20 protein-coding genes are annotated in these 17,704 nt (G+C 60.2%); 6 read left to right on the top strand and 14 right to left on the bottom strand.

The genetic code is table 11. From position 1 onward, the window contains the following. Window positions 1-93 precede the first annotated feature (93 nt). Window positions 94-318, bottom strand: a complete 225-nt coding sequence (locus OC71_RS25910) for a DUF1161 domain-containing protein (RefSeq protein WP_041074738.1) — start codon at window positions 316-318, stop codon at window positions 94-96. A 124-nt stretch (window positions 319-442) separates the two neighbouring features. Then, on the bottom strand, window positions 443-658 hold the full coding sequence (locus OC71_RS25905) for a dodecin (protein ID WP_027610201.1): 216 nt from the start codon (window positions 656-658) through the stop codon (window positions 443-445). 157 nt (window positions 659-815) lie between these two features. Between OC71_RS25905 and OC71_RS25900 the strand changes: the two genes are divergently transcribed. After that, window positions 816-1,142, top strand: coding sequence for a YqjD family protein (locus OC71_RS25900; RefSeq protein ID WP_003220391.1), 327 nt, complete (start codon window positions 816-818; stop codon window positions 1,140-1,142). Here OC71_RS25900 and OC71_RS25895 read toward each other — a convergent pair. Continuing rightward, window positions 1,115-2,032, bottom strand: coding sequence for a LysR family transcriptional regulator (locus OC71_RS25895; RefSeq protein WP_041074736.1), 918 nt, complete (start codon window positions 2,030-2,032; stop codon window positions 1,115-1,117). The genes OC71_RS25900 and OC71_RS25895 overlap by 28 nt on opposite strands. Before the next feature lie 113 nt (window positions 2,033-2,145). On the opposite strand from OC71_RS25895, the gene trpB reads away from it, so the two are divergent. From trpB to OC71_RS25880, 3 genes are all read left to right on the top strand, one after another. Further along, window positions 2,146-3,378, top strand: a complete 1,233-nt coding sequence (trpB, locus tag OC71_RS25890; protein ID WP_041074734.1) for a tryptophan synthase subunit beta — start codon at window positions 2,146-2,148, stop codon at window positions 3,376-3,378. Beyond that, window positions 3,378-4,190, top strand: coding sequence for a tryptophan synthase subunit alpha (gene trpA / locus OC71_RS25885; protein WP_041074732.1), 813 nt, complete (start codon window positions 3,378-3,380; stop codon window positions 4,188-4,190). Before trpB ends, trpA begins: the two co-directional genes overlap by 1 nt. A gap of 121 nt (window positions 4,191-4,311) precedes the next feature. Then, window positions 4,312-4,752 carry an anti-virulence regulator CigR family protein gene (locus tag OC71_RS25880; RefSeq protein ID WP_027610197.1) on the top strand — a complete coding sequence of 147 codons (441 nt, stop codon included), beginning with the start codon at window positions 4,312-4,314 and terminating at the stop codon, window positions 4,750-4,752. 148 nt (window positions 4,753-4,900) lie between these two features. On the opposite strand, the gene OC71_RS25875 is transcribed toward OC71_RS25880, so the two are convergent. From OC71_RS25875 to OC71_RS25825, 11 genes are all read right to left on the bottom strand, one after another. After that, window positions 4,901-6,862, bottom strand: a complete 1,962-nt coding sequence (locus OC71_RS25875) for a DUF4105 domain-containing protein (RefSeq protein ID WP_041074729.1) — start codon at window positions 6,860-6,862, stop codon at window positions 4,901-4,903. After that, window positions 6,859-7,179: a DUF2388 domain-containing protein gene (locus OC71_RS25870; RefSeq protein WP_041074727.1), complete on the bottom strand. Its 321-nt coding sequence runs from the start codon at window positions 7,177-7,179 to the stop codon at window positions 6,859-6,861. Before OC71_RS25870 ends, OC71_RS25875 begins: the two co-directional genes overlap by 4 nt. A gap of 43 nt (window positions 7,180-7,222) precedes the next feature. After that, complete coding sequence (locus OC71_RS25865) at window positions 7,223-7,531, bottom strand: DUF2388 domain-containing protein (protein WP_041074725.1); 309 nt, start codon at window positions 7,529-7,531, stop codon at window positions 7,223-7,225. Window positions 7,532-7,638: 107 nt separating this feature from the next. Further along, window positions 7,639-7,956: a DUF2388 domain-containing protein gene (locus OC71_RS25860; protein WP_007962831.1), complete on the bottom strand. Its 318-nt coding sequence runs from the start codon at window positions 7,954-7,956 to the stop codon at window positions 7,639-7,641. Between the two features lie 134 nt (window positions 7,957-8,090). Continuing rightward, window positions 8,091-8,300 (bottom strand): DUF1127 domain-containing protein, encoded by a 210-nt coding sequence (locus tag OC71_RS25855; RefSeq protein WP_041074723.1) that lies wholly within the window; start codon window positions 8,298-8,300, stop codon window positions 8,091-8,093. Between the two features lie 255 nt (window positions 8,301-8,555). Further along, window positions 8,556-8,771 carry a DUF1127 domain-containing protein gene (locus OC71_RS25850; protein WP_041074721.1) on the bottom strand — a complete coding sequence of 72 codons (216 nt, stop codon included), beginning with the start codon at window positions 8,769-8,771 and terminating at the stop codon, window positions 8,556-8,558. A 320-nt stretch (window positions 8,772-9,091) separates the two neighbouring features. After that, window positions 9,092-10,585, bottom strand: coding sequence for an acetyl-CoA hydrolase/transferase family protein (locus OC71_RS25845; protein WP_041074719.1), 1,494 nt, complete (start codon window positions 10,583-10,585; stop codon window positions 9,092-9,094). A 214-nt stretch (window positions 10,586-10,799) separates the two neighbouring features. After that, on the bottom strand, window positions 10,800-12,233 hold the full coding sequence (locus OC71_RS25840; protein ID WP_041074718.1) for an NAD(P)(+) transhydrogenase (Re/Si-specific) subunit beta: 1,434 nt from the start codon (window positions 12,231-12,233) through the stop codon (window positions 10,800-10,802). Continuing rightward, a complete protein-coding gene (locus OC71_RS25835; RefSeq protein ID WP_003220416.1) occupies window positions 12,233-12,553 on the bottom strand; it encodes an NAD(P) transhydrogenase subunit alpha in 321 nt (106 codons plus the stop codon). The genes OC71_RS25840 and OC71_RS25835 overlap by 1 nt, the downstream gene beginning before the upstream one ends. A 15-nt stretch (window positions 12,554-12,568) precedes the next feature. Then, the gene (locus OC71_RS25830) at window positions 12,569-13,690 is read right to left on the bottom strand and encodes a Re/Si-specific NAD(P)(+) transhydrogenase subunit alpha (protein ID WP_041074715.1); all 1,122 of its coding nucleotides are present in this window, start codon (window positions 13,688-13,690) and stop codon (window positions 12,569-12,571) included. 434 nt (window positions 13,691-14,124) lie between these two features. Continuing rightward, window positions 14,125-15,024: a LysR family transcriptional regulator gene (locus OC71_RS25825; protein ID WP_041074774.1), complete on the bottom strand. Its 900-nt coding sequence runs from the start codon at window positions 15,022-15,024 to the stop codon at window positions 14,125-14,127. 157 nt (window positions 15,025-15,181) lie between these two features. Here OC71_RS25825 and OC71_RS25820 point away from each other — a divergent pair, with 157 nt between their 5' ends. Then, complete coding sequence (locus OC71_RS25820; RefSeq protein ID WP_003220420.1) at window positions 15,182-16,363, top strand: acyl-CoA dehydrogenase; 1,182 nt, start codon at window positions 15,182-15,184, stop codon at window positions 16,361-16,363. A gap of 13 nt (window positions 16,364-16,376) precedes the next feature. After that, window positions 16,377-17,597 (top strand): CaiB/BaiF CoA-transferase family protein, encoded by a 1,221-nt coding sequence (locus tag OC71_RS25815; protein ID WP_041074712.1) that lies wholly within the window; start codon window positions 16,377-16,379, stop codon window positions 17,595-17,597. Window positions 17,598-17,704 lie beyond the last annotated feature (107 nt).

Genomic DNA, 17,704 nt, shown 5'->3' with positions numbered 1-17,704 from the left:
CAAAAGATCGCAGCGTGCCGCAGCTCCTGCATGTAAATCATCGCCCACAAAAAAGCCGACGCCTTCGCGTCGGCTTTTGCATTTCAGGCGCGATCAACCGCGTTTGTAGACGATTTCCTTGGCGCCGCCTTCACAGGTGCCGACGACTTTGCCGTCAGCGGCCGCACCCTTGTCGACAACCTCCAGTGAATACCCGGAAACGTGCTTGGCATCCAGCTTCGCCGCAATTTCGCTTTTCAACTCTTCACAAGGCTTGCCAGCAGCAAACGCGCCACCCGCAAGGCTCAACAAACCTACTGCCAAAATGAACTTCTTCATCGGTCGCACTCCCTGGTCGGATTAAAAGAGGCGGGCACCGGCTCTGCCGATGCGCTCACCTTGTAGCGCTTTGCCATTCCTATGGCACTCGGCCAGCGCGCAAGTTCAGAAGCGTAGCCCAAACTCAGCTGCTGGCAATGCGGAAGCCGACTTTGAGGGTTACCTGGAAATGCGCAGCCTTGCCGTCCTTGATGTGGCCACGCGTCTCGACCACTTCAAACCACTCCAGATGCTTGATGCTCTTGTTGGCTTCGGCCAGCGCGTTGTTGATGGCGTCTTCGATGCTGCTGGTGGACGAGCCGACCAGCTCGACTTTCTTGTAGGTGTGATGGTCACTCATGGCGATCTCCTTGACGTGTGGATTTGAGACTAGCAGTGAATCTGCACTGTTGATTTCGGCGGCTCGATGTAAGCGAAGTTCAGATTTTCTGCACTTTCTCAAACCGCTGAAGTCCCAACCAACACACGCCACTCATCACCAATGCAGGAGAGCCACCATGGCCAACACCTCTTTACGTAAAGCCTCGTTGCAAAGCATGGAAGCCGAGATCGAGAGTCTGCTCAAATCGTTGGAAAGCCTGAAGGACGACGCGTCCGACGAGTCGCGCAAGACCCTCAAGGCGCTCAAGAGCAACGCTGAAAGCGCGCTGAAACATTCGCGCAGCCTGCTCAGCGATGCCTATGAAGAAGTCAAAGTCAAAACCCGCGAGACCGGCATCGCCACCCGCGATTACGCTCAGGAACATCCTTGGACCACTGCCGGTGTGGCCGTCGGTGCAATCGGTCTGCTGGCCGCTTACCTGCTGTTCAAGCGCGGCGAGTGATCCGTCTGGCGCAGCTCGTTCTTGAGCCATTGCGCCAGTTGCCGGGCGCGCCCGTCTGCGGCGCGCTTGGGTAGCCACAACGCCAGTTGCGCCGGGGTTTTGCAGAAGCCCCACGGTGCAACCAGGCGACCGGCCTTCAAGTCTTCGGCCACCAGCGGCTCGGGCGCGATTGCCACGCCAAGTCCGGCCACTGCGGCTTCCAGCAGATAATACAAATGCTCAAAACCTTGCCCCAACTTCAACGCCTTGGCGTCGAGGTGATTTTGCTGTGCCCAACTCGGCCAGGCTTGCGGACGCGATGTGGTGTGCAGCAGCGGCTCGCTGAGCAAGGCTGACGCCGGCGCTGCCTGCAGGCGTTGGTAGCCACTGAACAGCGGGCTCAGCACCGGGCCGATACGTTCTGCGGCCAGTTCGTAGACCTGCATGTCTGCCGGCCATGGCGGCTCGGCGAAGAGCAGCAAGGCATCGAGACCTGGGCGCCGTGGATCGAGATCACCTTCGCCAGCCGACAGGTGCAGACGCAAGTCTGGCAGGTCGGCATTCAGCCGGCCCAGGCGTGGAATGAACCAGCGCGCCAACAGGCTTCCCGAGCAGCCAAGCACGAACGGCGCGTCAGCGGTGCTCTGGGTCAGCTCGGCACACACACTGCGCAAGCGATCAAAGGCCTCGCCGCTGGCGTCTCGCAGACGAGCTCCGGCATCTGTGAGTTTCAAGCCGCGACCATCCTTGACGAACAGGCTCACGCCCAGATGCGCTTCGAGCACTTTGAGCTGCCGGCTGACTGCGCCGTGAGTGACGTGCAGCTGCTCGGCCGCCTGACTGACGCTGTTCAGTCGGGCGGTAGCTTCGAATGCGCGCAAGGCATTCAGCGGGGGAAGGTCATGGCTCATGATATCTGTGAGTTTTTCTGACAGGTTGTGGCGATCTTATCGGTTTTCAGCCTGGAAGGTCAGGGGTAGAGTGGCGTCATTGTCTTCTGACCCGAATTCACCTGGAGCACATCATGACCCAGACTTCGAACACCTCCAACCTGCGCAGCGGCCCTGACGATAACGGCCTGTTCGGTGCGTTCGGCGGCCGCTACGTGGCGGAAACCCTGATGCCGTTGATCCTCGATCTGGCCCGCGAATACGAGGCGGCCAAGGAAGATCCGGCGTTCAAGGAAGAGCTGGCCTACTTCCAGCGTGACTATGTCGGTCGTCCGAGCCCGCTGTACTTCGCCGAGCGTCTGACCGAGTTCTGCGGCGGCGCGAAGATCTACCTCAAGCGCGAGGAGCTGAACCACACCGGCGCGCACAAGATCAACAACTGCATCGGCCAGATCCTGCTGGCGCGGCGCATGGGCAAGAAACGCATCATCGCCGAGACCGGCGCTGGCATGCACGGCGTGGCGACGGCCACCGTGGCCGCACGTTTCGGTCTGGATTGCGTGATCTACATGGGCACCACGGACATCGAGCGGCAGCAGGCCAACGTGTTCCGCATGAAGCTGCTGGGCGCCGAAGTGATCCCGGTGGTAGCCGGTACCGGCACCCTGAAAGACGCGATGAACGAAGCGCTGCGTGACTGGGTGACCAACGTCGACAGCACCTTCTACCTGATCGGCACCGTGGCCGGCCCGCACCCGTATCCAGCCATGGTGCGCGACTTCCAGGCGGTGATCGGCAAGGAGACCCGCGAGCAGCTGCAAGCTCAGGAAGGTCGTCTGCCGGACAGTCTGGTGGCGTGCATCGGCGGCGGCTCCAACGCCATGGGCCTGTTCCACCCGTTCCTCGATGATCAAAGCGTCGAAATCATCGGCGTCGAAGCGGCCGGTTACGGCATCGAAACCGGCAAGCATGCGGCCAGCCTCAATGGCGGCGTGCCGGGTGTGCTGCACGGTAACCGTACCTTCCTGCTGCAGGACGACGATGGCCAGATCATCGACGCCCACTCGATTTCCGCCGGTCTCGATTATCCGGGCATTGGCCCTGAGCACGCCTGGTTGCATGACATCGGCCGCGTTCAGTACACCTCGGTCACCGACGACGAAGCCCTCGCTGCGTTCCACCAGTGCTGCCGCCTCGAAGGCATCATCCCGGCACTGGAAAGCGCTCATGCGTTGGCTGAAGTGTTCAAACGCGCGCCGAAACTGCCGAAGGATCACCTGATGGTGGTCAACCTGTCCGGCCGTGGCGACAAAGACATGCAGACCGTGATGCATCACATGGAACAGTCCAAGCAGGAGAAACACTGATGAGCCGCCTGCAAACCCGTTTTGCCGACCTCAAGCAACAGAATCGCGCCGCGCTGGTGACCTTCGTCACCGCCGGTGATCCGGACTACGACACCTCGCTGGCGATCCTCAAAGGCCTGCCGGGCGCTGGCGCCGACGTGATCGAGCTGGGCATGCCGTTCACCGATCCGATGGCCGACGGTCCGGCGATTCAACTGGCGAACATCCGTGCCTTGGGCTCCAGGCAGAATCTGGCGAAAACCCTGCAGATGGTGCGTGAGTTCCGCGAAGGCAACAGCGACACGCCGCTGGTGCTGATGGGCTATTTCAACCCGATCCACATGTATGGCGTTGAGCGCTTTATCGCTGATGCCAAGGAAGCGGGTGTCGATGGTCTGATCGTGGTCGACATGCCGCCGGAGCACAACGCCGAGCTGTGCGATCCGGCGCAGGTTGCCGGTCTGGACTTCATCCGCCTGACCACCCCGACCACGGACGATGCGCGTCTGCCGAAAGTGCTCAATGGCAGTTCGGGCTTCGTCTACTACGTGTCGGTGGCCGGTGTGACCGGTGCCGGTGCCGCGACTCTGGAGCATGTCGAAGAAGCCGTGGCTCGTCTGCGTCGGCATACCGACCTGCCGATCAGCATCGGCTTCGGTATCCGTACTCCTGAGCAAGCAGCGTCCATCGCCCGCCTGGCGGACGGGGTGGTGGTGGGGTCGGCACTGATCGATCACATCGCCAATGCGACCACGCCGGCCCAGGCTGTCGATGGTGTGCTGGGTCTGTGCAAGGCGCTGTCCGAAGGCGTGCGTCAGGCCCGCGTCAACTGAAGGTAAAGTTCCTGATACAGAGGAATTAGCGCCTCACATCACGGCCTAATTGAGCAAGACCGAGGGATTCAGAACCACGTTCTGAATCCCTTTTTGCTGTTGGTGCAGTGAGGAACACTTGATGAAAATGCCGAAACGTCTGATTGCCGGACTGGGCGTGCTGATGCTCAGCGCGACGCCGCTGCTGGCCAGCGCCGATCCACGCGATGATCATGACCACGGCGGCCCGCAGCAGGGCCACTACGATAACCGTGGTGACGATCACCGTGGCCCGCAGAACGACCACCGTGGCGGCCCGCCACACGACTTCGGCCCGGTACGCCAGACCATTCGCGACAATCACGGCTATTTCGTGCGCGGTGCACCGCCGCCGCCGGGCATTCATCTGGAGCGTGGTCGGCCGTTGCCGCACGGTTACTACGGCGAGCGGCTGGACGGGCGGGCGCTGAGCCGTCTGCCGGTGTATCCGGGTTATGAGTGGCGCCGGGCCGGTGGGGACATTGTGCTGATCGCGGTGGGTACCGGAATCGTTTACGAAATTCTGGACGGTGTTTTGTACTGATCTGACACGATCATCTGTGGCGAGGGAGCTTGCTCCCGATGGGGCGCGGAGCGGCCCTGAAAATTCGGCATTCAGCCAATTTGCGACTGCTGCGCAGCCGAGCGGGAGCAAGCTCCCTCGCCACAAGATTCAATTCCAGCCTTCTGTCTCAGGGCAACTCCAGTCCGCCGGAGGCCTTGTGCAGTTTGCGCAGGTGCTCGCCGATCTGCTTCACGTTGGCTTCGCTGGCGGCAATCTCGGCCGCTCGCTTGGGTTCCAGCAACTTGCGCACTTCCTTATCCAGATCGCCGCTCAGCGCCAGCAGTTGTTTCTGGCGTTGGGCGCTTTCGTCTTGCAGGCGCTTGAACTCGCTCGGTTGCGGCAAACCGTAACCGCGGCTGTCGAGCAGTTCCGCCGGGCGGCTGAGGAAGCCGCTGTTGGCGAGAATTTCCTGCAGGGTGGCGTTGGCCTTGTCCATGCCACCGTTCTCCAGCTCCCGGGCACCGAGGTAGCGTTGCTTGACCTCATCCTGGGCCAGAAGCAACTGGCGGCGATAACTCGCCTGTTCCAACAGCAACAACGCCGCACTGGTGCGCAGGTCTGCGCGCTCGAACCACTGCCGGCGTTCTTCGGCAGACAGCGATAGCCAGTCCTCGACGGTGGTCTGTTTGATCGGCAGCTGCTTTTTCAACACATCGAACATCGCCTGATAGCGATCGCGGAACGAGTCGAAGCGATAGCCCAGGCGCAAGGCTTCCTTGGGGTCGTCCAGCACGCTGGTGTCGGCCAGGCCACGACCTTTCAATACTTCCAGCAAGCCATTGGGCATGATGCTGTCCAGACCGACCAATTGCTTGTTGTTGCTGCCGCTGCGTAACAGCTTGAGACTTTCCACGGCGCAGTTGTTGGACAGGAAGAAGTAGTTGCCGTCGTAACTCCAGTGCATCTCGGCGGCGTGTTCGACCACCTCTTCAATTTCCTTGCGCGACAGGTTCAGCGGTACCGAAGCGAGGCTGCGCAGTTCGGTCTTGGTGTATTCGTCGATGACCTGCGCCAGCGGCAGCACGAACAGCCGTGACGGGTACTTGCCGACCAGTCCGTCCCAGCTCGACAGCTGCACGTCACCGACAAAGGCGCGGTAAGACAGCACCAGATGCTGGTCGAGGTCGAGCCGGCAATCCGGGCCCCGTGGTCGACCCGGCGCGCAGATCACCAGTCGCAGCATGCTGTGGCCCCAGCGGCTGACCCAGTTCTGGTTGGCTTCGGCCAGCAAGTAGTCGACGGCATACACCCGCTCCGGATCGACTTGCCCCAGCGGTTGTTTGGCGAAGTCGTTGCCGGCATTGAGGAAGGCGAAGGTGTTGCTGCAGGTGTCCCTGGCCGGTGGTGCCCAGCCGAAGCGCTCCTTGTAGTAGCGATAGAGCGCAGGACGTCGGCAGGCGTAGCTCGGGTCGAGGAGGAAATACTCCATGTTGACCGCGACAAACTCTTTCGGACTGGAAATCTCGTACAGATCCGGGCTGCGGGCCACCTGGCGGTTGTGCTGTTCACGCTCGCCGCGCCGCCCGACGTACTGTTGCCAGCCGGCGAGGTCGAGCAGGCGCGGGTCATCGCTGAGGGTGAAGCGGCGTTCGGTCTGGCCGCGACACTCGTCGGGAATGCCGATCAGGCCGGCGCTGTTGCTGCGGCGAGTGCAGCGTTGGATCAGCGTGCGCTCGGCGGCGGGCCACAGACGCGCGCGGTCATAAATGTGGGTGAGCTCGTGCAACACGGTTGCCAGCAGCTCCTGGCGCACGGTGCCGTGAGGGCGATTGGTCTTTTCTTTGGCCGCGCTGCCGTCGGTGAGGCCGGCGAGCAGTTTGCGGTTCAGGTCGAGTTCGGCAACCAGGGTCGCCTGGCCGTAGGCGTTGCCGGGCATGTCGTCGGACCAGCCGACGTCGATGCGCCGGTCCAGCTGTTCGACGAAGCTGGGCGGCAGCTTCTGCATCGCTTCATCGAGCAGCGCCTGACTGGCCTGTTGCTGGGCGGGGCTCAGACCGTCGGTCTTGAGCCGCAATTGCAGGCTGGCGTGGGCGCTGTTGCCAAGCAGCAACAACGCCCCGGCCAGTAGCCAGGCGCCGAGTGACTTCACAGGGCAAGAATGGCTTCGGCAAGCACCTGATCGCTGGCGTCGCGGGCTTCCGGCACGCGGGTGCGCAAGGTGTTGAGGGCGGCTTCCAGGTGCGCACCACGGATATCGCCGTTGGTGGCAACAAAACTGGCGGCATCGTCATGGGCTTCGCGGATGATTTTCGAATCGCGAATCGATGTGGTGGTATCGGAGGTGAAATCGATGGTGCGCTGGGAGGCACGAACGATGATGTTACTGGTGGCTACCAGGGTGTGCGCCTGGGCCACGTCGGCCAATACAAACAGGCCAAGGGCGGCAGCAATCAGCGGGCTACGCATGGAACGACTCCGGAAGGGCAATGATAACGAAGGACTGAGATAACTATTGGACGAGAATTGCCTGTGCCAGTTCAAGGTCGCTGACATGAAGTTTCGGTCGGGATTTGCGCAAGTAATGCAGGGCGGATTCGAGCTGCGCGCCGCGCAATTCACCGTCACTGGCAACAAACGCCGCCGCGTCATCATGAGCGGCGATGATCAGTTTACGGTCGAATGGCGCGGAAGACACCATTCCGGTGGCCCAGACCGTCACCACAGTATTTTGCGTGGAGACATCAAAGGCATCGACCGAGGTCGCCCAGCAGGCGCTGAACAAGGCACAGGGAATAAGCAGGTTGGTCAGAAAACGCATGGGACTCGATAACGGCTAGCGAATCTCAAGGCTAGCGTAATGCCCGGGCCAGAGCCAGTGGCGAAACATCGGGACACGACTGGCGTGCCCCGTCTGGCAACGTCCGATCAGATCGCCAGAATGGCTTGCGCCAGTTGGAAGTCGGTCGCGTTGAGTTGTGGTGCCTGATGGCGGATCAGGTCCAGGGCACTTTCCAGTTTGACGCCTCGGATCTGGCCTTCGCTGGCGACGAAGCTGGCTGCGTCATCACGCGCGGCGATCACGACCTTGTTGTCACGCAGCGAAGAGCTGACGTCGGACGTGGCGTCCGACGAGGACTTCAGCGCGCCAACCACGGCGTCGGTGGTGACGATGAAGCTCGAGGCGCTGGCGTTGGCAGCCACGGCCAGCAAGGCGGCAGCGCTGAGCAGGCGAAGACGGGACATGGTGTATCTCCTGATAGTAAACCGTATTGAGAGGTGGCTTGTGTCTGATGAGTCAGACGCGGGTTACAGAAGATTCGCCACGTTCTGGCGTGGATATTAGGCCTGCGCGCGAGGTTCGGACAGTGGGCAGAATGCTAGCGCCAGAAGGGTTTCTCCAGTTCTCTGAGCCGATCGGCATGGCTGAGGCCCAGATCCGCTAGGTCGCGCTGGGCTAGTTGAGCCAGCAGGCGCCGCGTTCTGGCGCGTTCCATTCCTTGCCACAGGGGGCGAAACAAGCGCCGCAGCAGGTGCGAGTGAGCGCGGGGTAGAGTCGAAGCTGTCGAAACATCCTGTAAGCCTTTCATGGCGTTTTCCTTAAACCGAGGAGGGTTAAAGACATGCTGCGCCCGATGCAGTTTGGCGAGCAGATACACTCATGAAAAATTGTACTGGTTCAGATTTTGTTTATTGAGAACTGTACCTGTAGTTTGATTATTCTGCTGTACGGGCATTTTCGAACCCTGAAACGACAAGACCCGTCGCGGTTTCCCGCGACGGGTCTTGTGTGTTCAATTCGGGTTGCTGGCGGTGGGTCTAACGACCAGAGCCAGCGACGCTACTTAGCGCCAGAACGGCTTGCTCAGCTCTTCGTAGCGTTGTGCTTCGCTGATACCGGCGTCAGCCAGCAGACGCGAATCCAGACGAGCCAGTTGGTGGCGGCTGGAAATGCGGCGCTGCCACAACATCAGGTTGGCGATAACGCGCAGAGGCAGGGAAGCCTGGGATTTTGCAGCTTTGTCTTCGAAGAACAGTTCGGAACTGAGTGTACGTTCCATGGTTGACATCCTTCCGCTTGTGGCGGGATCAGGTAGTGGTTTAACTGGTGCCCATGATCCTCTCGTTTGCCTAGTCTCTCTAGATACAGTTCAACTGTATTGTGAGTGACCAGTTAACTGTTTATAGGTGGTGTATGGGTCAAAATTGAGCAAACTGTACCTGTCCGCACTTTTGTGGTGCGTTTTTGCTCAAATGGAGGGAGGGAGTAGGCAAAAGCCGTAGGAAACAACCAGTACAGCAGTACAGTTTTTGTCGAGTGGGAGGGATTAAAAAACCGCTGACACAAACTGTGTTTGCATCAGCGGTTTGACTGTACGAATTACACCGCGAGCATGCGACCGGTTTCTTCCAGATTCATGTGCCAGCTCAACGCTTCGCGGAGGATGTGCGGGGTATGACCGCCGATGGCGCAGGCGGCGGTGAAGTAGTCATTCAGCGCCTCGCGGTAATCGGGGTGCACGCAGTTATCGATAATCACCCGGGCACGTTCGCGCGGGGCCAGGCCGCGCAGGTCGGCCAGACCGATTTCGGTCACCAGGATGTCGACGTCATGCTCGGTGTGGTCGACGTGGCTGACCATCGGCACCACGCTGGAAATCGCCCCGCCCTTGGCGATCGATTTGGTCACGAACACCGCGAGGTGCGCGTTGCGCGCGAAATCACCCGAGCCACCGATGCCGTTCATCATCCGTGTGCCGCAGACGTGGGTAGAGTTGACGTTACCGTAGATGTCGAACTCCAGCGCGGTGTTGATGCCGATGATGCCCAGACGACGCACCACTTCCGGGTGATTGGAGATCTCTTGCGGGCGCAGCACCAGTTTGTCCTTGTACTTCTCCAGATTGCCGAACACGTCGCTGTTGCGCCGCTCCGACAACGTGATCGAGCTGCCCGAAGCGAAGCTCAGCTTGCCGGCGTCGATCAGGTCGAAGGTCGAGTCCTGCAGTACTTCGGAATACATGGTCAGTTCTTCGAACGGCGAATCGATCAGGCCGCACATCACTGCGTTGGCGATGTTGCCGATCCCGGCCTGCAACGGGCCGAGCCTGTTGGTCATGCGACCGGCGTCGACTTCCTGCTTGAAGAAGGTGATCAGATGCTCGGCGATGGCGTTGGTGTCGACATCCGGGGTCGACACCGTGGACGGCGAATCTGCCTGCTGGGTGATGACGATGGCGACAATCTTTTCCGGCGGGATCGGGATTGCGGTGCTGCCGATGCGATCGTCGACTTTCACCAGTGGGATCGGCGTGCGCGTCGGGCGATAGGTCGGGATATAGATGTCATGCAGGCCTTCGAGGTTGGCGTTGTGCGCCAGGTTGATCTCGACGATTACCTGTTTGGCAAAAATCGCGAAGCTTGCCGAGTTGCCCACCGAAGTGGTCGGCACGATGTGGCCCTGCTCGGTGATGGCCACGGCTTCGATCACGGCGATGTCCGGCAGCTTCAGTTGCTGATTGCGCAGTTGCTCGACGGTTTCCGACAGGTGCTGGTCGATGAACATCACTTCGCCGGCGTTGATTGCCTTGCGCAAGGTGCTGTCGACCTGAAATGGCATGCGTCGCGACAGCACGCCGGCCTCGGTCAGCTGTTTGTCGAGGTCGTTGCCCAGGCTGGCGCCGGTCATCAGGCTGATCTTCAGCGGCGTGACCTTGGCTCGCTCGGCCAATGCGTGAGGGACGGCTTTGGCTTCGCCGGCGCGGGTGAAGCCGCTCATGCCGACGGTCATACCGTCTTCAATCAGCGCGGCGGCGTCGGCGGCGCTCATCACTTTATCCAACAACGAAGGCAGGCGAATACGGTCACGGTACATGGATTATTTTCTCGGGAAGCGAGTATCAGGATGCGCAGTCTAGTGAATTTCGCGGGCGCCTGTCCCGCTACCAAGGTCGCAAACGAGGCGTCTATTTAGCGGGTTTGAAGTAAAACACCGTTACCGGATCTGCAACAACGCGGCAAATTGTCCGACGCTTTGCGCAAACGAAAACGCCCCGACAAGTCGGGGCGTCCGGTGCAACGGTGGAGGATTACTCCACCGCTTTGACCATGTCCTCGATGACCTTCTTCGCGTCGCCGAACACCATCATGGTTTTGTCCAGGTAGAACAGTTCGTTGTCCAGACCGGCATAGCCGCTGGCCATCGAGCGTTTGTTGACGATGACGGTTTTGGCCTTGAATGCTTCGAGGATCGGCATGCCGGCAATCGGCGATTTCGGATCGTTCTTGGCGGCCGGGTTGACCACGTCGTTGGCGCCGAGCACCAGCACCACGTCGGCTTGGCCGAACTCGGAGTTGATGTCTTCCATCTCGAACACCTGGTCGTAAGGCACTTCGGCCTCGGCGAGCAGGACGTTCATGTGCCCCGGCATACGACCGGCCACCGGGTGGATCGCGTACTTCACGGTCACGCCACGGTGGGTCAGCTTCTCGGTCAGCTCTTTCAGCGCATGCTGCGCGCGGGCCACCGCCAGACCATAGCCCGGGACGATGATCACGGTGTCGGCGTTGGTCAGCAGGAAGGTCGCGTCATCCGCCGAACCGGACTTCACCGGACGGGCTTCTTTCGCACCGGCGGGTCCTGCGTCGGCCGTATTACCGAAACCACCGAGCAGTACATTAAAGAAGGAACGGTTCATCGCCTTGCACATGATGTACGAGAGGATTGCGCCGCTCGAACCCACCAGCGAGCCGGCGATGATCAGCATCGAGTTGTTCAGCGAAAACCCGATACCTGCTGCCGCCCAGCCCGAATAGCTGTTGAGCATCGACACCACCACCGGCATGTCGGCACCGCCGATCGGGATGATGATCAGCACGCCCATCACGAACGCCAGCGCCAGCATCAGCGCGAACGCGGCGAGGTTACCGGTGAGCATGAAGGTCACGCCGAGCACCAGCGTCGCCAGGCCCAGAACTGCGTTCAGCTTGTGCTGACCGCTGAACTGTACCGGTGCACCCTGAAACAGGCGGAACTTGTACTTGCCCGACAGTTTGCCGAAGGCGATCACCGAACCGGAGAAGGTGATCGCACCGATCGCCGCACCGAGGAACAGTTCCAGACGATTACCCGCCGGGATCGAATCACCCAGTTGCTTGACGATGCCAAGCGATTGCGGCTCAACCACCGCAGCAATCGCGATGAACACCGCCGCCAGACCGATCATGCTGTGCATGAAGGCGACCAGCTCCGGCATCTTGGTCATTTCAACGCGCTTGGCCATGATCGAACCGGCAGTGCCGCCGATCAGCAGGCCGACGATCACATAGCCGATACCGGCAGTCGCCAGCTCGGCACCCAGCTTATAGATGAGGCCGATGGTGGTGAGAATGGCCAGCGCCATGCCGAGCATGCCGAACAGATTGCCGCGCCGCGAGGTGGTCGGGTGCGACAGGCCTTTGAGGGCCTGGATGAAGCAGATCGACGCGATCAGGTAGAGCGTCGTGACGAGATTCATGCTCATTACTTCGGCGCCTCTTCTTTTGCTTTCGGGGCTTTCTTCTTGAACATCTCAAGCATGCGGCGGGTGACCAGAAAGCCACCGAACACATTGACTGCCGCCAGTGCCACGGCGAGGGTGCCCATGGTCTTGCCCAGCGGCGTGACGGTCAGCGCAGCAGCGAGCATGGCGCCGACGATCACGATTGCCGAAATGGCATTGGTCACCGCCATTAACGGCGTGTGCAGCGCAGGTGTAACGTTCCAGACCACGTGGTAACCGACATAAATCGCCAGCACGAAGATGATCAGGTTGTAGATACCGGGGGAGATAAGCTCTTCCATCGTCTGAATCCCTGCTTAGGCGTTTTTGCGGATGACTTGGCCGTCGCGGCACATCAGGCACGCGGCGACGATGTCGTCTTCGAGGTTGACGTCGAACTGGCCTTCTTTGGTGAACACCAGCTTGAGGAAGTCCAGCAGGTTGCGGGCGTACAGCGCCGAAGCATCTGCGGCGACTTCACCGGCGAGGTTGGTCGGGCCGACGATGGTCACGCCGTTCTCGACCACCACTTGATCGGCGACGGTCAGCGGGCAGTTGCCGCCCTGGGCTGCCGCGAGGTCGATGACCACCGAGCCCGGCTTCATCTGCGCCACGGTGTCTGCGCTCAACAGTGTCGGCGCCTTGCGGCCCGGGATCAGTGCGGTGGTGATGACGATGTCGGCCTGCTTGGCGCGCTCGTGCACAGCCTGGGCCTGACGCTGCATCCAGCTTGCCGGCATTGGCCGCGCGTAACCGCCGACACCGACCGCGCATTCGCGCTCTTCGTCAGTTTCGTAAGGGACGTCAACGAACTTGGCGCCGAGGGATTCGATCTGTTCCTTCACCGCCGGACGCACGTCAGACGCTTCGATTACCGCACCCAGACGTTTCGCCGTGGCAATCGCCTGCAACCCGGCCACGCCGGCACCCAGAATCAGCACGCGCGCCGCTTTCACGGTGCCCGCAGCGGTCATCAGCATCGGCATGAAGCGCGGATAGTAGTGCGCGGCCAGCAGCACTGCCTTGTAGCCGGCAATGTTCGCCTGCGACGACAGCACATCGAGACTCTGTGCGCGAGAGGTGCGCGGCGCCGCTTCGAGGGCGAACGCAGTAATCCCGCACTCGGCCATCTTGGCGATGGTTTCGTTATTGAAGGGGTTGAGCATGCCAACCAGCACCGTGCCGCGCTTGATCAGCGCCAGTTCGGTGTCGCTGGGGGCGACTACTTTGAGAATCAGCTCGGCACCGAACGCATCGCTGGCACTGCCAATGGTTGCGCCCGCCGCTTCATAGGCACTGTCGACAACGCTGGCTTTGACGCCAGCGCCGGTTTGCACAGTGACCTTATGACCTTGGCTGATCAGCTTTTTAATGGTTTCCGGGGTTGCAGCAACCCGTGTTTCACCGGTCTGGGTTTCGAGAGGAACACCAATGTGCACGTCAAATCTCCTGCGTGATCTTATTGAGTAAACCCAGGCACTGCGGATGGTGCGACTGGGGCGGCCGATCAGCACGATCCCGCCAAATCAGGGCGGGGCGCGGCATTTTGCAGGCGAACTTTATGCCCTTCAAGGGATTATGACGGGTGACGGAAAATTAACTACAAGTCATCCCGTGACCGAATGTCGCAGATGGCCAGTTGAATCCCTTGCAGGCCGTGCCTTGCAAGGATTCTGGCTGAATCTGAAAAAAATTCTCATCGGCGGCGTGAATAGGACGTAATGAGTCGCCAATAGAGGCTCAAAGCCACGTCCACAGGCGCTTGTGGGACGTCTGTACGACTTTCGGATACAGTCTGCGATTTTGCGACAAATACTTATATCTGTAGGGCTTTGAATTTCCTGACTACCGGGTTAGTAATTGTTGTAAGCCTTTATCCTTCTAGGCTGTAGCTGTTTGCCTGATTGACCAGCCAATCGCGAAATGCCTTGAGTGACGCCGATTCGACCTTGCGCTCCGGAATCATCAGGTAATACGCCTTGATGCTGGAGAGTGCATCCGGGTTGGCGATCACCAAGCGTTTCTCGGCCAGTTCGCGTTGAATCAGGAACGGCGGAATCAGTGCGATCCCCATGTCGTGCATGGCCGCCTGGGCCAGCATGGAGAATAGCTCGTAGCGTGGGCCTGTCATGTCGCGGGGGATGTTCAACTGCTGTGAGTTAAACCATTGGCGCCAGGCATAAGGGCGAGTGGTTTGTTGCAGCAACGGCAGCTCGGCGATCTCGTCAGCCGTCAGATGCGTTCTATTGCCGAGTAGGGCTGGGCTGCACACTGGCATCGGATTTTCGCCCATCAGTCTGTGGGACTCGGTACCCGACCAATCGGCGTCTCCGAAGTAGATCGCTGCGTCGAAATCGGTGTCGGCAAACAGGAACGGACGGGTGCGGTTGGTCAGGTTAACCGTCACTTCCGGGTGCTTGAGCTGGAAATCCTTGAGCCGCGGCAGCAGCCATTGCGTGCCGAAAGTGGGCACCACTGCCAGTTCGATCACGTTGGTGCCCTGTTGGCCCATGACCGAGAGCGTGTCGCGCTCGACGGCATCGAGTTGCGTGGCCACCCGACGGCTGTAGGACAGCCCCGCTTCCGTCAGCTTCACACCGCGTCGCGAGCGTCGGAACAGTTCCACACTGAGGAACTCCTCAAGGCTGGCAATCTGTCGGCAAATGGCGCCTTGGGTGAGGGAAAGTTCTTCGGCGGCCTTGGTAAAGCTTTCGTGGCGAGCGGCGGCTTCGAAGCTAATCAGGGCTGTGGTGCTGGGGATCTTCCTGCGCATGTACATCAACCTCACTAATGCGCCGCATAAAAGGCATTCAGCGACGTTTCGGAGTGAGAAATTAGCACAACAGGATGCGAAATCCTCGTTTGCCGCGCTGGCGAACCGGGCCTAGGATCAATGCCACGTTAATTCACCGATTTACGAGGACACACTCATGGGCGGTAAAGCTAGCTTCAACTGGATCGATCCCCTGCTGCTGGATCAACAGCTCACCGAAGAAGAGCGCATGATTCGCGACACTGCCGCCCAGTTTGCTCAGCAAAGCCTGGCGCCACGTGTCCTCGAAGCGTTCCGCCATGAGAAAACCGACCCGGCGATCTTTCGCGAAATGGGCGAAGTCGGCCTGCTCGGCGCGACGATCCCTGAGCAATACGGTGGCAGCGGTTTGAACTACGTCAGCTACGGTCTGATTGCACGTGAAGTGGAGCGCGTCGACTCCGGCTACCGTTCGATGATGAGCGTACAGTCCTCGCTGGTGATGGTGCCAATCAACGAATTCGGCACTGAAGCGCAGAAACAGAAATACCTGCCGAAACTGGCGTCCGGCGAATGGATCGGCTGCTTCGGTCTGACCGAACCCAACCACGGTTCCGATCCGGGTGCGATGATCACCCGTGCGCGCAAAGTCGACGGCGGTTACAGCCTGACCGGCGCCAAGATGTGGATCACCAACAGCCCGATCGCCGACGTATTTGTAGTCTGGGCCAAAGACGATGCCGGCGACATCCGTGGCTTTGTCCTGGAGAAAGGCTGGAAGGGCCTGAGCGCACCGGCGATTCACGGCAAGGTTGGCCTGCGCGCATCAATCACCGGCGAAATTGTCATGGACAACGTTTTCGTACCGGAAGAGAACATCTTCCCCGACGTGCGTGGTTTGAAAGGTCCGTTCACTTGCCTCAACTCGGCGCGCTACGGCATCTCCTGGGGCGCGTTGGGCGCTGCCGAATTCTGCTGGCACACCGCTCGCCAGTACACCCTTGATCGTCAGCAGTTCGGTCGTCCATTGGCCGCGACTCAGCTGATCCAGAAGAAGCTGGCCGACATGCAGACCGAGATCACCTTGGCACTGCAAGGTTGCCTGCGTCTGGGGCGCATGAAGGATGAAGGTACTGCGGCGGTCGAAATCACCTCGATCATGAAGCGCAACTCCTGCGGCAAGTCGCTGGATATTGCCCGGATGGCCCGTGACATGTTGGGGGGCAACGGTATTTCCGACGAGTTCGGTGTGGCCCGTCACCTGGTCAACCTGGAAGTGGTGAATACCTATGAAGGTACTCACGACGTTCACGCGCTGATCCTGGGGCGCGCGCAAACCGGTCTGCAGGCGTTCTATTAACAGGAGAGCGACCATGGGCGCGCTGTCGCATCTGCGGGTACTGGATTTATCGCGCGTGCTGGCCGGGCCGTGGGCCGGGCAGATACTTGCTGACCTTGGCGCCGAGGTGATCAAGGTCGAGCGCCCAGGCAATGGCGATGACACGCGCGCCTGGGGGCCGCCCTTCCTCAAGGACGCATACGGGGAAAATACCAGCGAGGCGGCTTACTACTTGTCGGCCAACCGCAACAAGCAATCGGTGACGATCGACTTCACTCGGCCTGAAGGTCAGAGCCTCGTGCGGGAGCTGGCGGCGAAGTCGGACATTCTCATCGAGAACTTCAAGGTCGGGGGGCTGGCCGCCTATGGGCTGGACTACGAATCGCTGAAGGCGATCAATCCGGACCTGATCTATTGCTCGATCACCGGCTTCGGTCAAACCGGGCCGTATGCCAAGCGCGCCGGTTATGACTTCATGATCCAGGGGCTGGGCGGGCTGATGAGCCTGACCGGTCGCCCTGAAGGTGATGAAGGCGCCGGGCCGGTGAAGGTGGGTGTGGCGCTGACGGACATCCTTACTGGTTTGTATTCGACCGTGGCGATTCTGGCAGCGCTGGCTCATCGTGATCACGATGGTGGCGGGCAACACATCGATATGGCTTTGCTGGATGTGCAGGTCGCCTGTCTGGCCAATCAGGCGATGAATTACCTGACTACGGGCAATGCGCCCAAGCGTCTGGGCAATGCGCATCCGAACATCGTGCCTTATCAGGACTTCCCCACGGCTGATGGTGATTTCATTCTTACCGTTGGCAATGACGGCCAGTTCCGCAAGTTCGCCGAGGTGGCTGGGCAGCCGCAGTGGGCGGACGATCCGCGTTTCGCGACTAATAAGCTGCGGGTGGCTAACCGCGCGGTGTTGATTCCGCTGATTCGTCAGGCAACGGTATTCAAGACCACCGCCGAATGGGTGGCGCAGTTGGAGCAGGCGGGGGTGCCGTGTGGGCCGATCAATGATCTGTCCCAAGTGTTTGACGATCCGCAGGTGAAAGCACGTGGGTTGGCGATAGAGCTGCCGCATGCCCTGGCAGGAATGGTCCCGCAGGTGGCGAGTCCGATCCGGCTGTCGCAAACGCCTGTCGAATACCGTCGCGCGCCTCCTTTATTGGGCGAGCATACGTTGGAGGTTTTGCAGCGGGTGTTGGGTCTGGGCGCTGGCGCGGTAGAGGCACTCAAGGCTGATGGAGTGCTTTGAGTATCGCTTCTATATAGAAGAAGGCTGTTTCCTGCTTATATATAGGTGGATTTGTGCGTTTTTTAACCGATCTGTAAGTTGTTGAAAGAAAACTGAAATTAACGGTT

The organism is Pseudomonas sp. W15Feb9B, from assembly GCF_000828175.1.
Classification (GTDB): Bacteria; Pseudomonadota; Gammaproteobacteria; order Pseudomonadales; family Pseudomonadaceae; genus Aquipseudomonas; species Aquipseudomonas parakoreensis.
This window is presented reverse-complemented; position numbering and strand designations above follow the sequence as displayed.

What these genes read in the sequence shown, in the direction of transcription:
- OC71_RS25820 (WP_003220420.1), top strand. Translation starts at nt 15,182, where the DNA reads ATGGGCGGTAAAGCTAGCTTCAACTGGATCGATCCCCTGCTGCTGGAT.
- OC71_RS25905 (WP_027610201.1), bottom strand. Translation starts at nt 658, where the DNA reads ATGAGTGACCATCACACCTACAAGAAAGTCGAGCTGGTCGGCTCGTCC.
- OC71_RS25860 (WP_007962831.1), bottom strand. Translation starts at nt 7,956, where the DNA reads ATGTCCCGTCTTCGCCTGCTCAGCGCTGCCGCCTTGCTGGCCGTGGCT.
- OC71_RS25880 (WP_027610197.1), top strand. Translation starts at nt 4,312, where the DNA reads ATGAAAATGCCGAAACGTCTGATTGCCGGACTGGGCGTGCTGATGCTC.
- OC71_RS25870 (WP_041074727.1), bottom strand. Translation starts at nt 7,179, where the DNA reads ATGCGTAGCCCGCTGATTGCTGCCGCCCTTGGCCTGTTTGTATTGGCC.
- OC71_RS25895 (WP_041074736.1), bottom strand. Translation starts at nt 2,032, where the DNA reads ATGAGCCATGACCTTCCCCCGCTGAATGCCTTGCGCGCATTCGAAGCT.
- OC71_RS25825 (WP_041074774.1), bottom strand. Translation starts at nt 15,024, where the DNA reads ATGCGCAGGAAGATCCCCAGCACCACAGCCCTGATTAGCTTCGAAGCC.
- OC71_RS25855 (WP_041074723.1), bottom strand. Translation starts at nt 8,300, where the DNA reads ATGAAAGGCTTACAGGATGTTTCGACAGCTTCGACTCTACCCCGCGCT.
- OC71_RS25840 (WP_041074718.1), bottom strand. Translation starts at nt 12,233, where the DNA reads ATGAGCATGAATCTCGTCACGACGCTCTACCTGATCGCGTCGATCTGC.
- OC71_RS25835 (WP_003220416.1), bottom strand. Translation starts at nt 12,553, where the DNA reads ATGGAAGAGCTTATCTCCCCCGGTATCTACAACCTGATCATCTTCGTG.
- OC71_RS25865 (WP_041074725.1), bottom strand. Translation starts at nt 7,531, where the DNA reads ATGCGTTTTCTGACCAACCTGCTTATTCCCTGTGCCTTGTTCAGCGCC.
- OC71_RS25845 (WP_041074719.1), bottom strand. Translation starts at nt 10,585, where the DNA reads ATGTACCGTGACCGTATTCGCCTGCCTTCGTTGTTGGATAAAGTGATG.
- trpB (WP_041074734.1), top strand. Translation starts at nt 2,146, where the DNA reads ATGACCCAGACTTCGAACACCTCCAACCTGCGCAGCGGCCCTGACGAT.
- OC71_RS25850 (WP_041074721.1), bottom strand. Translation starts at nt 8,771, where the DNA reads ATGGAACGTACACTCAGTTCCGAACTGTTCTTCGAAGACAAAGCTGCA.
- OC71_RS25910 (WP_041074738.1), bottom strand. Translation starts at nt 318, where the DNA reads ATGAAGAAGTTCATTTTGGCAGTAGGTTTGTTGAGCCTTGCGGGTGGC.
- OC71_RS25815 (WP_041074712.1), top strand. Translation starts at nt 16,377, where the DNA reads ATGGGCGCGCTGTCGCATCTGCGGGTACTGGATTTATCGCGCGTGCTG.
- trpA (WP_041074732.1), top strand. Translation starts at nt 3,378, where the DNA reads ATGAGCCGCCTGCAAACCCGTTTTGCCGACCTCAAGCAACAGAATCGC.
- OC71_RS25900 (WP_003220391.1), top strand. Translation starts at nt 816, where the DNA reads ATGGCCAACACCTCTTTACGTAAAGCCTCGTTGCAAAGCATGGAAGCC.